Origin of the sequence: Ruegeria denitrificans, from assembly GCF_001458295.1 — a bacterium.
In the GTDB taxonomy this organism is placed as follows: domain Bacteria; phylum Pseudomonadota; class Alphaproteobacteria; order Rhodobacterales; family Rhodobacteraceae; genus Ruegeria; species Ruegeria denitrificans.
This window is the reverse complement of sequence record NZ_CYUD01000020.1, coordinates 40,557-56,469: the sequence shown is the minus strand read 5'-3', so window position 1 is coordinate 56,469 and position 15,913 is coordinate 40,557. Positions and strand designations below refer to the sequence as shown.

Below are 15,913 nucleotides of genomic sequence, written 5' to 3'. Positions count from 1 at the left end.
CCATCGAACTCAACGAACAAAACCTGACCGCACTCTTCAATAACGCGTTGTGATCCCAATAGGCCCGGCAGATTGTCTGCCGGACCGAACTTCAGTAGAACAGAGGGCGTCCATCGCATGACCGGATTTATTGGAAAACAATAATAATTCACAAAAAATCAAATATTGTCACAAAACATTCATAATTTTTGTGGCTTTTTAAATGAAACTGTGTTGGGATTCTAAAATGGATCACGATAGCGATAACATCCCCCATCGGGGTCGCGAATTGCTGGATGTGCTGGCAAGGCTGGGCGGTTCGGCGCGCAATACCCAGATCGCGCAGGTCATGGATGTTTCCGAGGAAACTGTGCGCCGACTGGTTAAAGCACTGGCGCAGAAAAACATGGTAGAGCGGGTACATGGGGGAACGTTTCTTTCCCGTGCGCAGGACACGCCGATGTTTTCCGGCGCGTTAGAGCAAAACGCCGAAGAAAAAACGCTTATCGCAAATAAAGTCAGCCAGATGATCGAAGATGGCATGGTGCTGTTCATTACGGTGGGCTCGACAACGACGCATATTGCCGAACAGTTGCGCGATCTGAAGAACCTGACTGTGGTCAGCAATTCGTTGTCAGTTGTCGCCTCGTTGGCCGATCACAACGGAACACGGGCGATCCTTGCCGGGGGCGAGGTCATTCGATCCGAGCGCGGCAGTTTCGGTCGAGCTGCCGAGGAACTTGCCTGTCAGTACAGCTATGACGCCGTGATATGCGGGGCTGATGCGCTGTCGCTTTCGGGCGGCGTGTTGGCCTCAAACCCGCGTGAGGCTGAACTGACGCGCGCGTTGCGTCACAATACCCGGCGCATGATTGTCGCCACCGATCACACGAAGTTCGGTGAAAGAGCAGCCAACGTGTCCTGCCGATTTGATCAGATTACCGATTTGGTGACCGATATTGCCCCGCCTGAAACCTTCACCACTGCATTGAAGGATGCTGGGGTCACAGTCCATGTCGCCGCGCGGCGTGGCGATAAAAAGAATAAGAAAACCGACGTTGCCGCAGTCAGCTAATCGGTTTCACAAACAAAAAAACGAAATTGACGTTACCGTAGGGAGAAAACATGAAACAGCTTCTGATGTCAGGTGTGGCCTTGGTCACTCTGGGGGGAACTGCCTGGGCGAATTGTCCGGCAGCGACAGTTGCAGATATGCAGGGTGTATCTGACGGCGCTTATCCGCAGCAATTCGATCTGGCAGAATTTCAGTCGGCAGCGGGCTGTACACTGAGTTTTGCCGAGAACCCGGGAATCGCGGATCTGAATGGAAAAATCCGCGGCAATGGCGACTTGCCCGCGCTGGCGGATCGCCTGCCAGCCGAGCCTCTGATCATCGTACCCTATGACTCGATCGGCCAATACGGTGGGGTTCTGGATGCACTGTCCAATGCCACCGAAAGCGGAACGTCCGATTTTCTGTCCGTGCGCCATGTGAACCTGTTCCGCTATTCCGACGACCTTCAGACCCTGGTGCCGAACGTTGCCAAGTCCTGGGAATGGAACGATGATTTCACCCAATTGACTGTCCATTTGCGCGCGGGTCACAAGTGGTCGGATGGCGCGCCGTTCACCGCGGCGGATGTTGTGTTCTGGTACGACAACCTGATGATGGACACCAATGTCATTGCCGAAGCCAAGGATTACGCATTGGCTGGTGGTCAGCCGATGACGGTTGAGGCGCTGGATGATACCACGGTACAGTTCACTCTGGCCGCGCCCAAGCCGGGCCTGACCGAGACGTTCTCGTTCACCTATGTGCAGCCCTACCAGCCCAAGCATTTCTTTGAAAAGTTCCACCCGGCTCTGGATGAAAATGCGGACGCCAATGCGCAGGCTTTGGGTTATGAAAACGGTTATGAGCTGATAAAGGCCTATTATGGCAACTCGGACTGGATGGATACTCCGTCACCGATGCTGACAGCAGGAGACAAGTTGGCCGGTCTGCCCAAAGACGCCATGCCAACCCTTGAAAGCCACATCCTGGTGAAAGAAAGCACCGAAGGGCGCCACTATGTCGCCAATCCCTATTTCTTCCAGGTCGACACGCAGGGTAACCAACTGCCCTACATCTCGGAAATGGATGAAACATATGTTCCGGATGAAGAAGTGCGTAACCTCAAGCTGCTGAATGGCGAGGTGGACTACAAATCTCAGGGTGTGAACCTGACATCGGCTCCGGTTCTTTTGGAAGGTCAGGAAAGCGGCAACTACACGTTAGAAGTGAAGCCCGCGATCGGTTATCCGGTACTGACCTTCAACGTGACTGCCGAGGATGAGGCCAAAAGGGCGCTATTCAATGACATCCGTTTCAGAACGGCCATGTCGGTTGCGATGGACCGCAATCAGTTGAACGAAGTTACTGCCTTTGGATTGGGTGAACCGACACAGTATATCGGCTTCTCGCCGCGGCCGGACTTCATTGATGCAAAATGGGCAGAGTACGAGGCTGGTTTCGATCAGGATCGTGCCAATGCTTTGCTGGACGAGGCCGGTCTTGTCGATCAAAACGGTGACGGTTTCCGCGATCTGCCAAACGGTGACCCGCTCGTGCTGGACTGGCAGTTCTCGACGCAATCCGCATCCGCTCAGCTGGTGGAACTGATCGCTCAGAACTGGAAAGATGTGGGCGTCAACACCGCGATCAAGGAAGTTACCTCGGATGAATTCCGCGCAGCGCAGTCGGCCAACACGCTGGACATGGGGATGTGGCTCAAGAGCCAGCCCGCCGGTTCGGTTCTGGGCGACGGTGAAATCTGGGTGCCGCCATTCGACGGCTACTTCGATGTTCGTACCGGGATGCTCTGGGCTGAATACCTCAGCTCGAACGGTGAAAACGGTGTGGAACCGCCCGCATGGGTTGCTGATCTGAAAGCTGCTCTGGACACATACCAATCCAGCGCGCCTGGGTCAGAAGCATCCGTCGCGGCTGCTCAGAAAATGGTTGAGATCATGACCAGCGAACTGCTGTTCATTGGCACGGTCAACTCACCTGCGCCGATCTACCACTCGAACAATCTGCAGAACTTCACCGAGTTCAAGACGCAGTCTTACGAGTTCTATCGGACCTATCCGTACCGCCCCGCGCAGTGGTGGCTGTCGGAATAAGCCGATCCTCGATCTGAGACGACGGAATGGGGCGTTCGCGCCCCGTTCCAAATGCTAGCCAGGAACAAAGACATGCTCCAATTCGCTCGCTTTGCCGCCACGCGTGCGGTGATGGCTGTGGTCACTCTTGTATTGGTATCACTCATCGTATTTTCGCTGATGGAGCTTGTACCGGGCGATTGTGCCGAACGCTATCTCGCCTACAAAAACACCCAAGGTTCGGCCATCACTCTGGCGGACATCGAGGCAGAACGGGCCCGCCTGGGTCTGGATCGCCCGTTCCTGACACGCTGGGCCAGCTGGCTAAGCGGCGCGTTCCGCGGGGATTTCGGCGAAAGCTGTATCCTGCGCGTAAATATCGCGCAGCTTTTGGGCGACAAGTTCTGGATTTCACTTTGGATTTGCCTTGGGTCGTTGACGCTGGCGTATATGATCGCGCTGCCTGTGGGCATTATCTCGGCTGCTTCCAAGAATGCAGTTCTCAACAATTCGCTGCGCCTGATCAGCTATCTGGGTCTGGCCATGCCCAACTTTCTGCTGGCGCTGATGGTGATGCTGTTTTCCACCATCTATTTCGGTGAGACACTCACCGGCCTGTTCAGCCCGGAATATCGCGAGGCCCCCTGGTCATGGGCCAAATTCGTGGACCTTCTGAAACATGCCTGGCTGCCCATTTTCATTCTAGGCTGGTCAGCGACTGCCTTCGCCTTGCAGACTGTCCGCGCGCTGATGTCGGATGAGATCGGTAAGCTGTATGTCACCGCTGCTGCGGCGCGCGGCATCTATGGCCGCCGCCTTTTGTGGCGCTATCCTGCCCGTCATGCGCTTGGACCAATCGTCAATTCACTGGGCTTTGACCTGAACCGCATCTTTAACGAGCTGCCCATTGTCGCCCTGATCCTGACCCTAACCGAGGCGGGATCGCTGCTGCTGGAGGCTTTGGCACGATCAAACGACCAGCAATTGGCTGGCGCCATAATCTTCCTGCTGACAGCCGCCATCGTCACGCTGAACTTCGCCACAGATATTCTGTTGGCCGTGATTGATCCGCGCGTGCGCAAAAGCATTCTGAGGTAAGATCCATGTCTGCAAAAACCGCCACGAAAATCGACGATCAAAAGGCCAAGGAAGCGTATTTCACGGCGTCGCAAAGACAGCTGATCTGGGCCAGGTTCAAAAAACAACGCGCCGCGATGATTGCCGCCACCGTATTGGTGGTGCTTATCTTGTCGGGCCTTTTTGCGCCGTTCCTGTCGCCTTACGATCCAACTGTCGCAGGCCGGGATAAGGACTATCTGAACGGGGCACCTCAGATTCCGAAGTTCTGCGACAAGAACGGCTGTTCGATTCGTCCGTTCTTGCACACGGTTACCCGCGAACGGTCCATTGCGACCAACTTTCGCTGGGTCGAAAAGATAAACGAGGATGAGCGCCGCTATATGCAGTTCTTCGTGCGGGGCGACAGTTACAAACTATTCGGGTTCATTCCGGGCAACATCCACCTGTTCGGCATGGATCAGGGTTACGTCCATCTTTTCGGCACCGACAGTGCGGGTAAGGATATCTTCTCACGCACGCTGCACGCGGTCTGGACGTCGCTTCAAGTGGGGACGTTGGGTGTGGTGATCTCGTTTGTGTTGGCTTTGATCATTGGTGGGGTGGCTGGCTACTATGGCGGGGCCATAGACAGCGTGATCCAGATGATTACCGATGCGGTCAGAACTGTGCCATCCATCCCGCTTTTCATGGCGATTGCCGCATTTATCCCACCCGAATGGTCAGCCGAGACCCGGTTCTTTGTTATAACCCTAATCCTCGGGCTGGTGGGGTGGCCAACCTTGGCCCGGCGGGTGCGGACCCATCTGCTGACCGAGCGCAATCAGGAATACGTTTTAGCCGCCCAATTGTGCGGCGCACCCGCCAGTCACGTCATAAGACGGCATCTTCTGCCAAGCTTTACCAGCTATATCATCGTCGATCTGGTCATCTCATTCCCTTATGTGGTTCTGTCGGAAACGGCTCTCAGCTTTATCGGGTTGGGCCTCAAGGACCCGGTGAATTCATTGGGTGTCATGCTGCAGAATGTGACCAAAGCGGATGTTTTGCTGAATTATCATTGGTATTTCATCCCGGTTCTTTTCTTCATCGCGCTTGTCATGGCCTTCGTCTTTGTGGGCGACGGGCTGCGTGATGCGGCCGATCCCTATTCGGAGACCCGTAAATGAGCCTGATCGACGTCGAAAACCTGACGCTGCAATTCAAAACCGACGAAGGGCTGATCACCGCAGTCGACAACGTGTCATTCTCGCTGGCACCGGGCGAAGTCATGGGCCTTGTGGGTGAAAGCGGCTCGGGCAAATCCGTGACGGCGAAATCGCTGATGAAGCTTAATCCGGGCAATGCAGTCTATGCTCCGGAAAGCCGCATCACGCTTCATCTGGACAGCGGGCCGGTGGATGTCCTTGCCCTGCAACGCCCGCGAGATATGGAAGTCGTGCGCGGTGGTGCGATCAGCATGATCTTTCAGGAACCGATGGCCAGTTTTGCACCTGCGATGACCATTGGCAGCCAGATGGTCGAGCAGCTGTTGATTCATACCGATATGTCCAAAAAACAGGCCCGTGAACTGTCGATCGAAATGCTGGACCGAGTCGGTATTTCCGATGCGTCCACCCGGTTCGGGCAATACGCATTCGAAATGTCGGGCGGCATGCGTCAGCGGGCGATGATAGCCATGGCTCTATCGACCAAACCGAAACTGCTGATCGCGGACGAACCCACAACAGCATTGGACGTGACGATCCAGGCGCAGGTCATCGACCTGATGAAAGATTTGGTGGACGAATTTGGCATGGGAATCATCTTTATCACCCACGACCTTGGCGTGGTTGCCCAGACGGCGGACAAGGTGGCGGTGATGTATCTGGGCAAGATGATTGAACAAGGCCCGGTCCGCGAAGTAATCCGCAACCCCTATCACCCATATACCCAGGGGCTAATCGACGCGTTGCCACAGCTTGACGATCTGGACAAGCCGCTGATGCCGGTGCCCGGGGACATTCCATCACCTCTGGAACGCCCCGAAGGTTGCGTTTTCCATACCCGTTGCAGCAAGATCGTTGGCGATGTCTGTAAAACGATCGTTCCGGGCTGGTCAGACACTGGCGAAGACCATCGCACAGCCTGCCACCTTTGTGACCAGGGACAATCCGCATGAGCAACGACAATCTGATCGAAACCCAAGACCTGTCGGTTGGATTTCCTGTTGGCGGGAAGATCTTCAACAAAAGCACCCTAATGGCAGTGAACGAAGTTTCCCTTTCTATCCCCCGCGGCTCGTTCTTTGGAGTCGTGGGCGAGAGCGGCTCGGGCAAGACAACCTTTGGTCGCGCTCTTTTGAATGCGGCACCAATCACCAGTGGCTCTGCCCATTATGATGACGGAGAGGTCAACTATAATCTGGGCAAGCTGGCCGGGGCCGACCTGAAGGAATACCGCCGCCGCGCGCAGCTGATATTTCAGGACCCTTATGCGGCTCTGTCACCGCGCATGACAGTGCGCGACATCATTGCTGAACCGCTTGAAGTTATGGGTCTGTGCAACTCGCGCGATGAGGTGGACGAGCGTGTGCGTGAAATCGCCGGATTGTGCCGACTTAATCTGGAGCATTTGCGCAGGTTCCCGCATGCGTTCTCCGGCGGTCAGCGTCAGCGTATTTCCATTGCCCGCGCGCTGGTGTCCAAACCCCGGTTTGTGGTGGCAGATGAAAGCGTTGCGGCGCTGGATGTATCCATTCAGGCCGACATCCTGAACCTGTTGAAGTCACTACAGGATGAGATGGGGCTGACCTATCTGTTTATCAGCCATGATCTGTCGGTGGTCGCCCACACCTGCGATCATGTCGCCGTGATGTATCTGGGTCAGATCATGGAAAGTGCTCCGACGCGCCAACTGTTCCAGTCGCCGCGCCACCCTTACACCAAAGCCCTTTTTTCAGCGATCCCCTCTCTGGACCCGGATGATCGGGGCAAAGCGCAAAAACTCGAAGGTGAGATTCCTTCGCCTACCAATCGCCCCAGCGGCTGTCAGTTTCATACCCGTTGTCCCTTTGCCACCGACCAGTGCCGGCGCGAAGAGCCGCATCTGGAGACCTTCGAGGCTGGCCACGCGGTAAGCTGCCACCGATGGCGTGAGTTAGAAATGGCGGATTAACCCTGATCAAAGGATATGAATCCCCGATTTCAGTCCGCAAAATCGCTGAACCTGTTGTGTCAGTTGGATTACAAAACCGCGTTCAGGAATTGTTGCGTGCGCTCTCGTTGCGGATTTTCATACAACTCTTTTGGCGATGCCTGTTCTACAATCGCTCCGCTGAGGAAAAAACAGGCCCGGTCGGAGATGTCTTTCGCAAATCCCATCTGGTGAGTCACCATCAACATCGTCAAATTGTGCGCATCCAGCAGTTTGCGGATACCGTTGGTCACTTCGCCGATCACCTCGGGATCCAGCGCCGAAGTCACCCCGTCAAACAACATGACCTTGGGACGCATGGCCTGAGCACGTGCAATGGCAACGCGTTGCTGTTGGCCACTAGACAGGCGCGAGGGATGTTGATCGCGCTATTGCGCCATTCCCACTGTCTGCAGCAGCTCCATCGACTGCTCTTCTGCTTCTTGTTTCGGCAAGCTAAGAACCTGAACCGGCCCTTCCATGCAATTTTGCAGCACCGTCATCTGCGGGAACGAGTTAAAGCGTTGAAAACACGTCCCACTCTAGCTAGGAATTCTTCTGATATCAGCAGGGTTTAACGACACCAGGACGCCACCCTTTTCCATATGGGTCAACGGTTCGCCGTCCAAATAGATGACTCCGCCATTGATGGCTTCCAGCGTCATCAGCATCCGTAAGACTGTGGTTTTGCCTGACCCGGACGGCCCGATGATTGTCACTGTCTCGCCTGCGTCGATATCCACGTTCAGATTATCGAGCACAATCGGACTGCCATAGCTTTTGCGCATGTTCTGAAACCGAACCATCGGGATACTGTTGCCCTCCGGACGCAACGGGTGTTAGCCCATGTCTTCGGTCATTTTTCTCATTCCTATCTTATGGCGCACCCATTTTTTCGAACAGGGTGATCAAGTATGCGGTGAGCATCAGTTTGGCCACACCGATCACGGACAGTATGGGCGTGTCCCTGAAAGTACCCACCAGATAATTCCCCATGCTTGAAATCGCCGGCGGCAGCTCGTGGGGTATGGTGATACGGCGATAGGTTTGCATAAACGGCATGTTGATAGCCGTTACTGACTCCCACTGGCCTTTTGGCATGCTTTCAATACCGTCCGATAAACTTGGGACAGGTAGGCGGCATAGTGAATGCCTATGGCGATCAAGCCCAATGTCCAGGGGGACAGGTTGATACCGAACTGCGGCCCCACGTAGAAGAAAAAAACACCTGCAGCAGAAGCGGTGTAGAGCGGACAAACTCGACCACTTCACGCAGATTGTCACGGTCCAGTTAAGGTGTGCGTTCGCCAGCACCAGCAAAAACCCAAGCACGACTGCAATTGCGCACTCTCACCCCGCTGCAAGCAGTGTTTTTCCTGTCGCATCAATGAAACGCGGCAGCAGTTCCCAGGTCCAATCCCAACGCCATTCCACGGGTCAGGCCCTCCCGATCTTGTTGGGCATGGTCCGCTCGAAATACCGCATGAAGGGTGTGATTAGGAACCGGGCGAATACGTAGTAGATGATCAGGGCGGTGCTGAAACTCTGAACCGACAAGAAGGTTGAATTTTTGATCTGGCGAACCTCAAACATAAGGTCTGTCACCGAAATCAGCGCGACCAGCGACCCTTCCAGCCGTCGCCCACCATAGGTCTCGAGGAATTCGAGATAAGGCAAGCGCCGCTCGCTTCGTTTCAATTCACGGGGTGAAAGTTACAAAAGCCAACGCCCTGCCCGACAAGGCGCCGGTGTTTCGCAATCAGCTAGACCGCTGTCTGGGGTCACCTGTTAGAGCAGGCCCAGTCGGCAGTTGTATCATCGGGAATGTTGAAGGCTGCGTAATCGAATTCTTCCAGGCCCTGCATCATGTCATCGCTGCCGGGGTAACCGCTTGGCTCGGGCTACGTTAAATTCCGCGCGGAAAGCATCATCGTCAGGATGGAAGCCAATTCCAACGCAGTTGAAGATTGCCTTGGGCAGGGCGTTCTGATCAGTTGCGTCGATGCCTTCGTTCTTTTTGGACAATTCCAGAGCTTCGAGCGACGTAATCACCCCGGCCGATACCCGTCCGGATTTAACAGCCGCCGGGACTTCGGTGATGCCCGGCAATTGCATGATCTTGTCGTCCGGTATGCTAGCGGCCTGCGCCCGCGCCACCTTGGCATAGCTCGCAACGGCGGCCATTGTGACACCGGCATCGCGAATGGCATCATAGGTATCCAGGCCCTCAGGATTGCCTTCGAGGACAATGAAGGCGACGCCAAACTCACCGATCGGCTCCGAAAAGTCGATATTGGCGCAACGTTCATCCAGAATATGCATACCTCTGGTAATTACATCGACCCGTCCAGCCATCCGGCTTGGGATCAGTCCGGCCCAGTCGGTGACCACAGGTTCGATTTCATTTTTGGGTTTCCTTACTGTTGGATTGACTGGTCAGACAAAACGATCCGCCTTTGGATACGTCTGCCCGCCTGACGCGCAGTGATCTGCGTTCTTAGGCCGTGCCGGGCGCCGTATTGCACCGCCTATATGGCTCGCAGGTCTGCAATCCCGGCGATGTCGTGCAATTTCAACTTAGTGCTTCAATCTTCTTCCATATCGACCGGCATGGTGTTGAATGTGTCGATCCGGCAGGAACCGCGTTACGGGCGATAACCTCGGCGACATGCCCTGGTAGGCTCAGCTTGGCTTCTTGGTCCATGTCCATTCCTTTCGGCATGAGGACCTTCGACAGTGTGGCGCGTCTGATTCGAGTGATTTGTCCAATCATGAAAGGATCGTAATTCTGATTTGCGCAGCATCTTCGCTAAGTAAGTAAAAATTTGGCGCAAGCTTCTCTCATCTGATTACGAATTTCGCACTTCAATTCTGAACTGCAATGATGCCCTCGTATTCCCAAAGGCCCGGTCAACCCCAATTGCTTTTCAGAAGGAACTGATTTTTGAAGTTCATTAATCCAGTCATAACTTCAGCCGACCCGATATCTTCCTGACCATAAATATGCCTGGACAGCATGCTAAGAAATGTACGCCGATCGTCAGCCACAATCTCGATCAGCAGGTCATAGTTTCCACTAACCCATACGACATAGACAATTTCTTCCAGTGCAGACAACCGCGCGGCAACGTCTTCGGGTCGATGTCCTGCCGCGATACGAATACCGACCATGGCTTCGGTCCGGTACTCGGACGCACCGGAATCTGTCACAGCTATAATGCGCAAGCTTCCACTGGCTTTCATCGCGTTGACCCGGTTTCGGATCGTACCTTCGGACACGTTGAGGTTCTGAGCAATTTCCGCGAAGGGGGTTCGGCCATCTTTTTGAAGTTGCCGTACAATATCCTGATTTAGCCGGTCATTCAGAGATGCCGCCTCTCTTTGTCGAAGACCAGTACTGGTGGTTTGATCGGACTTTGGCTTCTTGTCACTTTCCCGTGCCATCAGGTGCTCCACTTTTCTACTTATTTCACAATTTACTACGAATTTCGTAATTATTGCAGCAAAAATTATCGTTGACGTAGATTATTTCGCAATCAAAGTTCGAATTATGCCGAGTCGCAATTCTGCGACCCGGGAAGCTCCAGCGCCTGACCAAACGGGAGGAAGCCAAACATGTCATCCGTAGCAGTGAAACCGCAGGTCAAAATCTTTGCAGGGAATTTCAAAGGATATTCACAATCCAATCCGGCCGCGATCGACGAGGAAATCGCACGCGTTGGTCCGGGTACTCCGGCTGGGGAATATCTTCGCCGCTTCTGGCATCCGGTGCATGTTACCAACGATCTGGGAGATCTGCCCAAGGCCATCACAATCCTGGGCGAAGAACTGGTTCTTTTCCGCTATGGCGAAGACAAGCAACAGATCGGCCTGGTACACAAATACTGCCCACATCGCCGCGCATCCCTGGAATATGGTAAATGCGAAGACCGGGGCATTCGTTGTTGCTATCATGGCTGGCTGTTTGCGCCGGACGGTGAAATTCTTGAGGCCCCGGCCGAGGATCAGACCGCCCGCGCGGTCGAGATGGTCAAGGAACGCACACGTCTGGGAGCCTATCCGGTCGTCGAGTATCGCGGCCTGGTCTTTGCCTATATGGGCCCTCCCGAAAAGCAGCCCGATTTCCCGATCTACGACGCCTTCGAACACGAAGGCATGACCAGCGCTCCTTACAAAGCACCTTATATCTGCAACTGGATTCAAGTGCAGGATGCGATCATGGATCCGACCCATACGACATTTCTGCACAGCCAAAACAGCCATCCGCAGTTTTCCGAAGGGATGATGGCCTCGGGCGAGTTGAAGTTCTATGAGCGATACGAAAACCACTTTCTGGGGACGTCTACGCGCCGTATCGGGGAAAACGCCTGGGTCCGAGCGAACGAACTGGTCCTGCCAAACTTCACCCAAGCTGGATCGGCTTATGCCGCCGACGGCACGGAACAGCGCTATTTCGGGCGATCCTGTTTCACCCGCTGGGTCGTGCCGGTGGATGACGAAAACACTATCGTCTACGCTTGGGCAAATTTTGGCGACCGCTGGGATCCGCATGAATACAACACCAAGGAAGGTCACGAGATGATCGAACAGGGTGAGGTTCTGGATCGCACGCCGGAAGAGAAACAGCGTTATCCGGCGGATTCCGAAGCTGTTGAAGGGATGGGGCCTATATCAACCCATAAGGGCGAGAACCTGATGCCCACGGACCGCGGTATCTCGCTGTATCGCCGCCGGGTACGCAAAGCGATCCGTGATCTGGAAAACGACGGGATCGAGCCGCCCCAGCCCCTGCGTCACGGTCCCAATTCAGTGCGCACCTACGGGCAGGACACCGTGCTGCATCTGCCCCCTATCCAAGGGCAGGATGACAGCGCGTACCTGCTGAAGATCGGTGAAGCGGTGATGGAGATGCAATTCGAGCACGAAGACTGGTGCGACGAAAACCGCGATACAGCGATCGTCGAAAGACTAAAGAAAATGGAAGCCAACGGTATTGGGTGAACTCCCCGTGCTTCCTCCGCGTGCCTGGTGATCTTTGGGCCGTAGAGGTTTTTTTACTAACTCTGAACAAGGGACGTACCATGACAGTGAAAGTTCACGTCAAAAACAACCGTTGGGCCGAAGGATCGTTTCCGAACACGCCGGAAGGCGAAGAGGTGTTTACAATTACGCGCGAACGCTTTGACACCGCTCAGACGCAACACCCTGACGTGGTCGGCAAGCTTGATCCGTTCATCGACTGGGATACGGACAATTGGCAAAACTCAATGGCAGATGCCGAGGTTCTGCTAACCTGGAATATGCCAACCGAAAATCTGACGCAGGTCGCGCCCAACCTGAAATGGATTCACTGTATTGGTGCCGGGGTCGAGCACATGTTGCCTATGGACTGGCTGCCTGACAGCGTCACCCTGACCAACAACAAAGGCGTTCATGCGGCCAAAGCCGGTGAGTTTGGGTTGATGGCGATCCTGATGCTGCATTCGCATATGCCCGCCATCGTCACCAATCAGCGCAAGGGGCTTTATGAATCGCTCTATTGCTCACCCATTGCGGGGAAAACTGTGGTTGTTCTGGGCACCGGATCTCTGGGCGGGTCGGGCGCGAAGATGATCAAGCCTCTGGGGGTCAATGTCATTGGCGTCAATCGCTCAGGCCGCGATGTCGAGGGTTGCGATCGTTGCGTACCGACAGCTCAACTGGACGAAGTTCTGCCGCTGGCGGATTACCTGCTGATCGCCACGCCCGACACACCGGAAACGCGCGGTTTGCTGGACCGTCGGAGGCTGGATCTGATGAAGCCCACGGCAGGTATTATCAATATCGGCCGCGAGGCGGTGATGGACTATGACGCGCTTTGCGACAAGCTGGACGCAGGCAGTTTGGGCGGCGCTATCCTTGACGTGTTCGATCCCGAACCCATCGCAGCAGACTCGCGGCTTTGGGATACGAAAAACCTGATCATAACGCCGCACGTGTCGGCGGATGACGGGGACGCTTATATCCCCCTGACCCTGGGGTTGTTCTTTCAGAACATGGAACTCTTCCTTGCCGGCAAGCCGTTGCTGAATCCCATTGATCCCAAACTTGGATATTGAGGAGCGCATAATGAATATCGGATTCATCGGAATGGGAGTCATGGGTGCGCCGATGGCAGGGCATCTGGCAGATGCGGGCCATAATATCTTTACTTGTCTTAACCGCTCCCCCTTACCCCAAACGTTGTCAGGCAAAAGTGTCGAGGTGGTGAACACACCCGCCGAGGTTGCCGCGCATTGCGATACCGTGATCATCATGGTCCCGGACACACCGGACGTTGAACGTGTGATCACCGGGGAAAACGGTGTCCTGATCAACGTGCACAAGGGGTCGTTGATCATCGACATGTCGTCGATCAGCCCAATTGCAACCGCAGCCTTGGCACGGGCAGTTAATGAACAGGACAGCCTTTATGTGGATGCGCCAGTTTCGGGCGGCGAAGTGGGGGCCAAGGCTGCCAGCCTGACCATCATGTGCGGTGGACCACAAGAAGCGTTTGACCGGGCCAAGCCTCTGTTTGAGCTGATGGGCAAGAACATCACTCTGATCGGCGAACACAACGGCGCGGGCCAGACCTGCAAAATCGCCAATCAGATCATCGTTGCCCTCAACATCGAAGCCGTGGCCGAGGCGCTTGTCTTTGCCTCCAAGGCGGGGTGCGATCCGGCAACCGTGCGCGAGGCGCTGATGGGCGGGTTTGCCTCATCCAAAATCCTCGAAGTTCATGGGGAACGTATGATCAAGCGGACGATGGATCCCGGCTTTCGCATCGAGTTGCATCAAAAGGACCTCAATCTGGCCTTGGCATCTGCGCGTGCTTTGGGTGTATCGCTGCCGAACACGGCTACGGCACAAGAGCTGTTCAATTCCTGCAGCGCCAATGGCGGCGCGCAAGATGACCATTCCGGCATGGTCAAAGCGCTGGAGCGATTGGCCAATCATCCGGTCGCAAGCTGACGGTTGTTCAAGATTTAGAACCTTGCCAGAGTCCAATCGACATGGTGTCTGGATCGCGCATTTTCCCGATGCTTGGGTGTCAGAGGTTGGGTTTCATGCCGCCGCCATGGCGTTGTCGCTGGTTCGGCATCTTATGGTTTATGACCGCTCCGTCCGCGAAAAGCGCTGGAATGACGGAGAACCCGGCCTCCTGCACCACACACATGATATGACCTTTGGTCTGTTGGGCTGTTGCCGCATCGTTTAGCAGCCGCTCGCAAGGCAGCGGCCCGTTTTTGCAAAATGATTGCCTATGATCCCTGTATGACCGCCGAGGCCTTCCCCGACTGGATTGGTCGGGTCGACAGCAAAGAGGCGCTGATTGAATGGGTTAAGAAACGTGATCACCTATGCGAATTTTGGTCGACCGTATCTTTGTCGTCGAAGGAACGAAACAGCCATGAGAGATCTTGATACATCCGTCAGGTCACCACGCGGCACGAACAAGGCTCGGCCTATAGCGCGCCCGACGAATTCCGGGATCGAGGCCTGGCCCCTGCCCCTAAACCCGGGCCAGACCCCAATGCAGTGAACAAGATCGCCGGAAAGCTACGAACAGCACGTTCACCATGATCGTGGTGGGCGGCGGTGCAATCCCTGCCTCGAAACAGGTACTGGACCTGGCCAAGCGGTTGGACGCACCCGTCATCAACTCTCGCGCGGGTAAGGGTGTAATCCCGGAAGACCACCCTTTGTGTTTGGGCTTTACTCAGGCCTTCGACCCGGTGCGCGAGCTGTTACGCGACGCGGATGCCGTGCTGGCCATCGGCACCGAATTCGCCTAGCCTAACCGGTATTTCACCGAAGATTGCCCGATCTACGGAAGGCTGATCCGCATTGATATCGATCCCGGGCAGATCATGCATTATTCCAAACCATCCGCTGCTTTGCTGAGCGATTCAACGCTGGCGGTCGAAGCTATTCTGAAAGCGTTGGAAAACCATAATGGTCCGCAGCACGACCAACTGGCTGCGGAACTGGTGGCCGACACAAATGCCAAAATCCGCAGTGACTTGTGCATGGAATCTCCAAACCACAAAAAGGCGCAGCAGATCATTCATGATGTTTGACCAGAAGTCACAATTATCAGCGCCAACGCCTCACAGGTCTGCTATTCAGGCCTGTACCACTATCCCATGAAACATCCGAACCTATTTCACTTCTCCGATGGCTACGCCGCCATGGGGTTTGGTGTTCCCGTCACCATCGGCGTGAAAGTCGGTGCGGGCGATAAGCCCGTGGGTTGCATTACCGGCGACGGGTCGTTTCAGATGACCTATGAAGAACTGGCCGCTGCGGTCGAACAGAAACTGTCCAAGCCCACCATTGGCTGCACAATCTACTACCCGGAATTCAAAAAGATCGCCGAAGCCTTCGGGGCCCATGGACGCCGCCCGCAAAGTGCCAACGAACTGCGCGAAGCGCTGGAATTTGCCCTGCAGGCAGAGAGGTCCACCATCATAGAAATCAACGAAAAAGACGCCTGGTTACAATAATCGACCGG

Annotated in this window: 18 protein-coding genes and 1 pseudogene; 13 read left to right on the top strand and 6 right to left on the bottom strand. The window is 55.1% G+C overall.

Annotated features, from left to right (window positions below; all coding sequences use genetic code 11):
- Positions 1-226: 226 nt before the first annotated feature.
- The 6 genes from RUE5091_RS21025 to RUE5091_RS21000 all read left to right on the top strand — a co-directional run bounded on the left by RUE5091_RS21025 (position 227) and on the right by RUE5091_RS21000 (position 7,356).
- Positions 227-1,054: a DeoR/GlpR family DNA-binding transcription regulator gene (locus RUE5091_RS21025; protein ID WP_058283899.1), complete on the top strand. Its 828-nt coding sequence runs from the start codon at positions 227-229 to the stop codon at positions 1,052-1,054.
- 50 nt (positions 1,055-1,104) lie between these two features.
- Entirely contained in the window at positions 1,105-3,144 is a 2,040-nt protein-coding gene (locus RUE5091_RS21020) for an ABC transporter substrate-binding protein (RefSeq protein WP_058283898.1), read from the top strand.
- 72 nt (positions 3,145-3,216) lie between these two features.
- A complete protein-coding gene (locus tag RUE5091_RS21015) occupies positions 3,217-4,221 on the top strand; it encodes an ABC transporter permease (protein ID WP_058283897.1) in 1,005 nt (334 codons plus the stop codon).
- Positions 4,222-4,226: 5 nt separating this feature from the next.
- Positions 4,227-5,369: an ABC transporter permease gene (locus RUE5091_RS21010; protein ID WP_058283896.1), complete on the top strand. Its 1,143-nt coding sequence runs from the start codon at positions 4,227-4,229 to the stop codon at positions 5,367-5,369.
- Positions 5,366-6,361, top strand: coding sequence for an ABC transporter ATP-binding protein (locus RUE5091_RS21005; RefSeq protein WP_058283895.1), 996 nt, complete (start codon positions 5,366-5,368; stop codon positions 6,359-6,361). The genes RUE5091_RS21010 and RUE5091_RS21005 overlap by 4 nt, the downstream gene beginning before the upstream one ends.
- Complete coding sequence (locus RUE5091_RS21000; protein WP_058283894.1) at positions 6,358-7,356, top strand: ABC transporter ATP-binding protein; 999 nt, start codon at positions 6,358-6,360, stop codon at positions 7,354-7,356. Before RUE5091_RS21005 ends, RUE5091_RS21000 begins: the two co-directional genes overlap by 4 nt.
- Positions 7,357-7,424: 68 nt before the next feature.
- Here RUE5091_RS21000 and RUE5091_RS23715 read toward each other — a convergent pair.
- From RUE5091_RS23715 to RUE5091_RS20975, 6 genes and pseudogenes are all read right to left on the bottom strand, one after another.
- A pseudogene (locus RUE5091_RS23715) lies at positions 7,425-7,745 on the bottom strand (ATP-binding cassette domain-containing protein); the annotation flags it as partial.
- Positions 7,746-7,916: 171 nt separating this feature from the next.
- The gene (locus RUE5091_RS23705; RefSeq protein WP_243470845.1) at positions 7,917-8,180 is read right to left on the bottom strand and encodes an ATP-binding cassette domain-containing protein; all 264 of its coding nucleotides are present in this window, start codon (positions 8,178-8,180) and stop codon (positions 7,917-7,919) included.
- A 70-nt stretch (positions 8,181-8,250) separates the two neighbouring features.
- Positions 8,251-8,646 (bottom strand): ABC transporter permease subunit, encoded by a 396-nt coding sequence (locus tag RUE5091_RS23780; RefSeq protein ID WP_279385388.1) that lies wholly within the window; start codon positions 8,644-8,646, stop codon positions 8,251-8,253.
- Positions 8,647-8,811: 165 nt separating this feature from the next.
- Positions 8,812-9,051, bottom strand: a complete 240-nt coding sequence (locus RUE5091_RS20985; protein ID WP_058283892.1) for an ABC transporter permease family protein — start codon at positions 9,049-9,051, stop codon at positions 8,812-8,814.
- 192 nt (positions 9,052-9,243) lie between these two features.
- Entirely contained in the window at positions 9,244-9,765 is a 522-nt protein-coding gene (locus RUE5091_RS20980; RefSeq protein WP_165590816.1) for a transporter substrate-binding domain-containing protein, read from the bottom strand.
- A 519-nt stretch (positions 9,766-10,284) separates the two neighbouring features.
- On the bottom strand, positions 10,285-10,818 hold the full coding sequence (locus RUE5091_RS20975) for an Lrp/AsnC family transcriptional regulator (protein WP_082643767.1): 534 nt from the start codon (positions 10,816-10,818) through the stop codon (positions 10,285-10,287).
- A gap of 171 nt (positions 10,819-10,989) precedes the next feature.
- On the opposite strand from RUE5091_RS20975, the gene RUE5091_RS20970 reads away from it, so the two are divergent.
- The 7 genes from RUE5091_RS20970 to RUE5091_RS20945 all read left to right on the top strand — a co-directional run bounded on the left by RUE5091_RS20970 (position 10,990) and on the right by RUE5091_RS20945 (position 15,905).
- Complete coding sequence (locus RUE5091_RS20970; RefSeq protein ID WP_058283890.1) at positions 10,990-12,375, top strand: aromatic ring-hydroxylating oxygenase subunit alpha; 1,386 nt, start codon at positions 10,990-10,992, stop codon at positions 12,373-12,375.
- 80 nt (positions 12,376-12,455) lie between these two features.
- Positions 12,456-13,472 carry a D-2-hydroxyacid dehydrogenase gene (locus tag RUE5091_RS20965; protein ID WP_058283889.1) on the top strand — a complete coding sequence of 339 codons (1,017 nt, stop codon included), beginning with the start codon at positions 12,456-12,458 and terminating at the stop codon, positions 13,470-13,472.
- Positions 13,473-13,482: 10 nt separating this feature from the next.
- The gene (locus RUE5091_RS20960) at positions 13,483-14,370 is read left to right on the top strand and encodes a 2-hydroxy-3-oxopropionate reductase (protein ID WP_058283888.1); all 888 of its coding nucleotides are present in this window, start codon (positions 13,483-13,485) and stop codon (positions 14,368-14,370) included.
- A gap of 22 nt (positions 14,371-14,392) precedes the next feature.
- Positions 14,393-14,617 (top strand): Rossmann-fold NAD(P)-binding domain-containing protein, encoded by a 225-nt coding sequence (locus RUE5091_RS23145; protein ID WP_131726352.1) that lies wholly within the window; start codon positions 14,393-14,395, stop codon positions 14,615-14,617.
- Between the two features lie 361 nt (positions 14,618-14,978).
- Positions 14,979-15,194: a hypothetical protein gene (locus RUE5091_RS20955; RefSeq protein WP_058283887.1), complete on the top strand. Its 216-nt coding sequence runs from the start codon at positions 14,979-14,981 to the stop codon at positions 15,192-15,194.
- A gap of 75 nt (positions 15,195-15,269) precedes the next feature.
- Positions 15,270-15,479 (top strand): hypothetical protein, encoded by a 210-nt coding sequence (locus RUE5091_RS20950; RefSeq protein WP_058283886.1) that lies wholly within the window; start codon positions 15,270-15,272, stop codon positions 15,477-15,479.
- A gap of 12 nt (positions 15,480-15,491) precedes the next feature.
- On the top strand, positions 15,492-15,905 hold the full coding sequence (locus RUE5091_RS20945) for a thiamine pyrophosphate-dependent enzyme (RefSeq protein ID WP_306347880.1): 414 nt from the start codon (positions 15,492-15,494) through the stop codon (positions 15,903-15,905).
- Positions 15,906-15,913 lie beyond the last annotated feature (8 nt).

Excerpts from the sequence above, each read along its gene's own strand:
- RUE5091_RS20970 (WP_058283890.1), top strand. The coding sequence starts at position 10,990 with ATGTCATCCGTAGCAGTGAAACCGCAGGTCAAAATCTTTGCAGGGAAT.
- RUE5091_RS21010 (WP_058283896.1), top strand. The coding sequence starts at position 4,227 with ATGTCTGCAAAAACCGCCACGAAAATCGACGATCAAAAGGCCAAGGAA.
- RUE5091_RS21015 (WP_058283897.1), top strand. The coding sequence starts at position 3,217 with ATGCTCCAATTCGCTCGCTTTGCCGCCACGCGTGCGGTGATGGCTGTG.
- RUE5091_RS21025 (WP_058283899.1), top strand. The coding sequence starts at position 227 with ATGGATCACGATAGCGATAACATCCCCCATCGGGGTCGCGAATTGCTG.
- RUE5091_RS23705 (WP_243470845.1), bottom strand. The coding sequence starts at position 8,180 with ATGGTTCGGTTTCAGAACATGCGCAAAAGCTATGGCAGTCCGATTGTG.
- RUE5091_RS21020 (WP_058283898.1), top strand. The coding sequence starts at position 1,105 with ATGAAACAGCTTCTGATGTCAGGTGTGGCCTTGGTCACTCTGGGGGGA.
- RUE5091_RS20950 (WP_058283886.1), top strand. The coding sequence starts at position 15,270 with ATGCATTATTCCAAACCATCCGCTGCTTTGCTGAGCGATTCAACGCTG.
- RUE5091_RS21005 (WP_058283895.1), top strand. The coding sequence starts at position 5,366 with ATGAGCCTGATCGACGTCGAAAACCTGACGCTGCAATTCAAAACCGAC.
- RUE5091_RS21000 (WP_058283894.1), top strand. The coding sequence starts at position 6,358 with ATGAGCAACGACAATCTGATCGAAACCCAAGACCTGTCGGTTGGATTT.
- RUE5091_RS20955 (WP_058283887.1), top strand. The coding sequence starts at position 14,979 with ATGATCGTGGTGGGCGGCGGTGCAATCCCTGCCTCGAAACAGGTACTG.
- RUE5091_RS20975 (WP_082643767.1), bottom strand. The coding sequence starts at position 10,818 with ATGGCACGGGAAAGTGACAAGAAGCCAAAGTCCGATCAAACCACCAGT.
- RUE5091_RS20965 (WP_058283889.1), top strand. The coding sequence starts at position 12,456 with ATGACAGTGAAAGTTCACGTCAAAAACAACCGTTGGGCCGAAGGATCG.
- RUE5091_RS20960 (WP_058283888.1), top strand. The coding sequence starts at position 13,483 with ATGAATATCGGATTCATCGGAATGGGAGTCATGGGTGCGCCGATGGCA.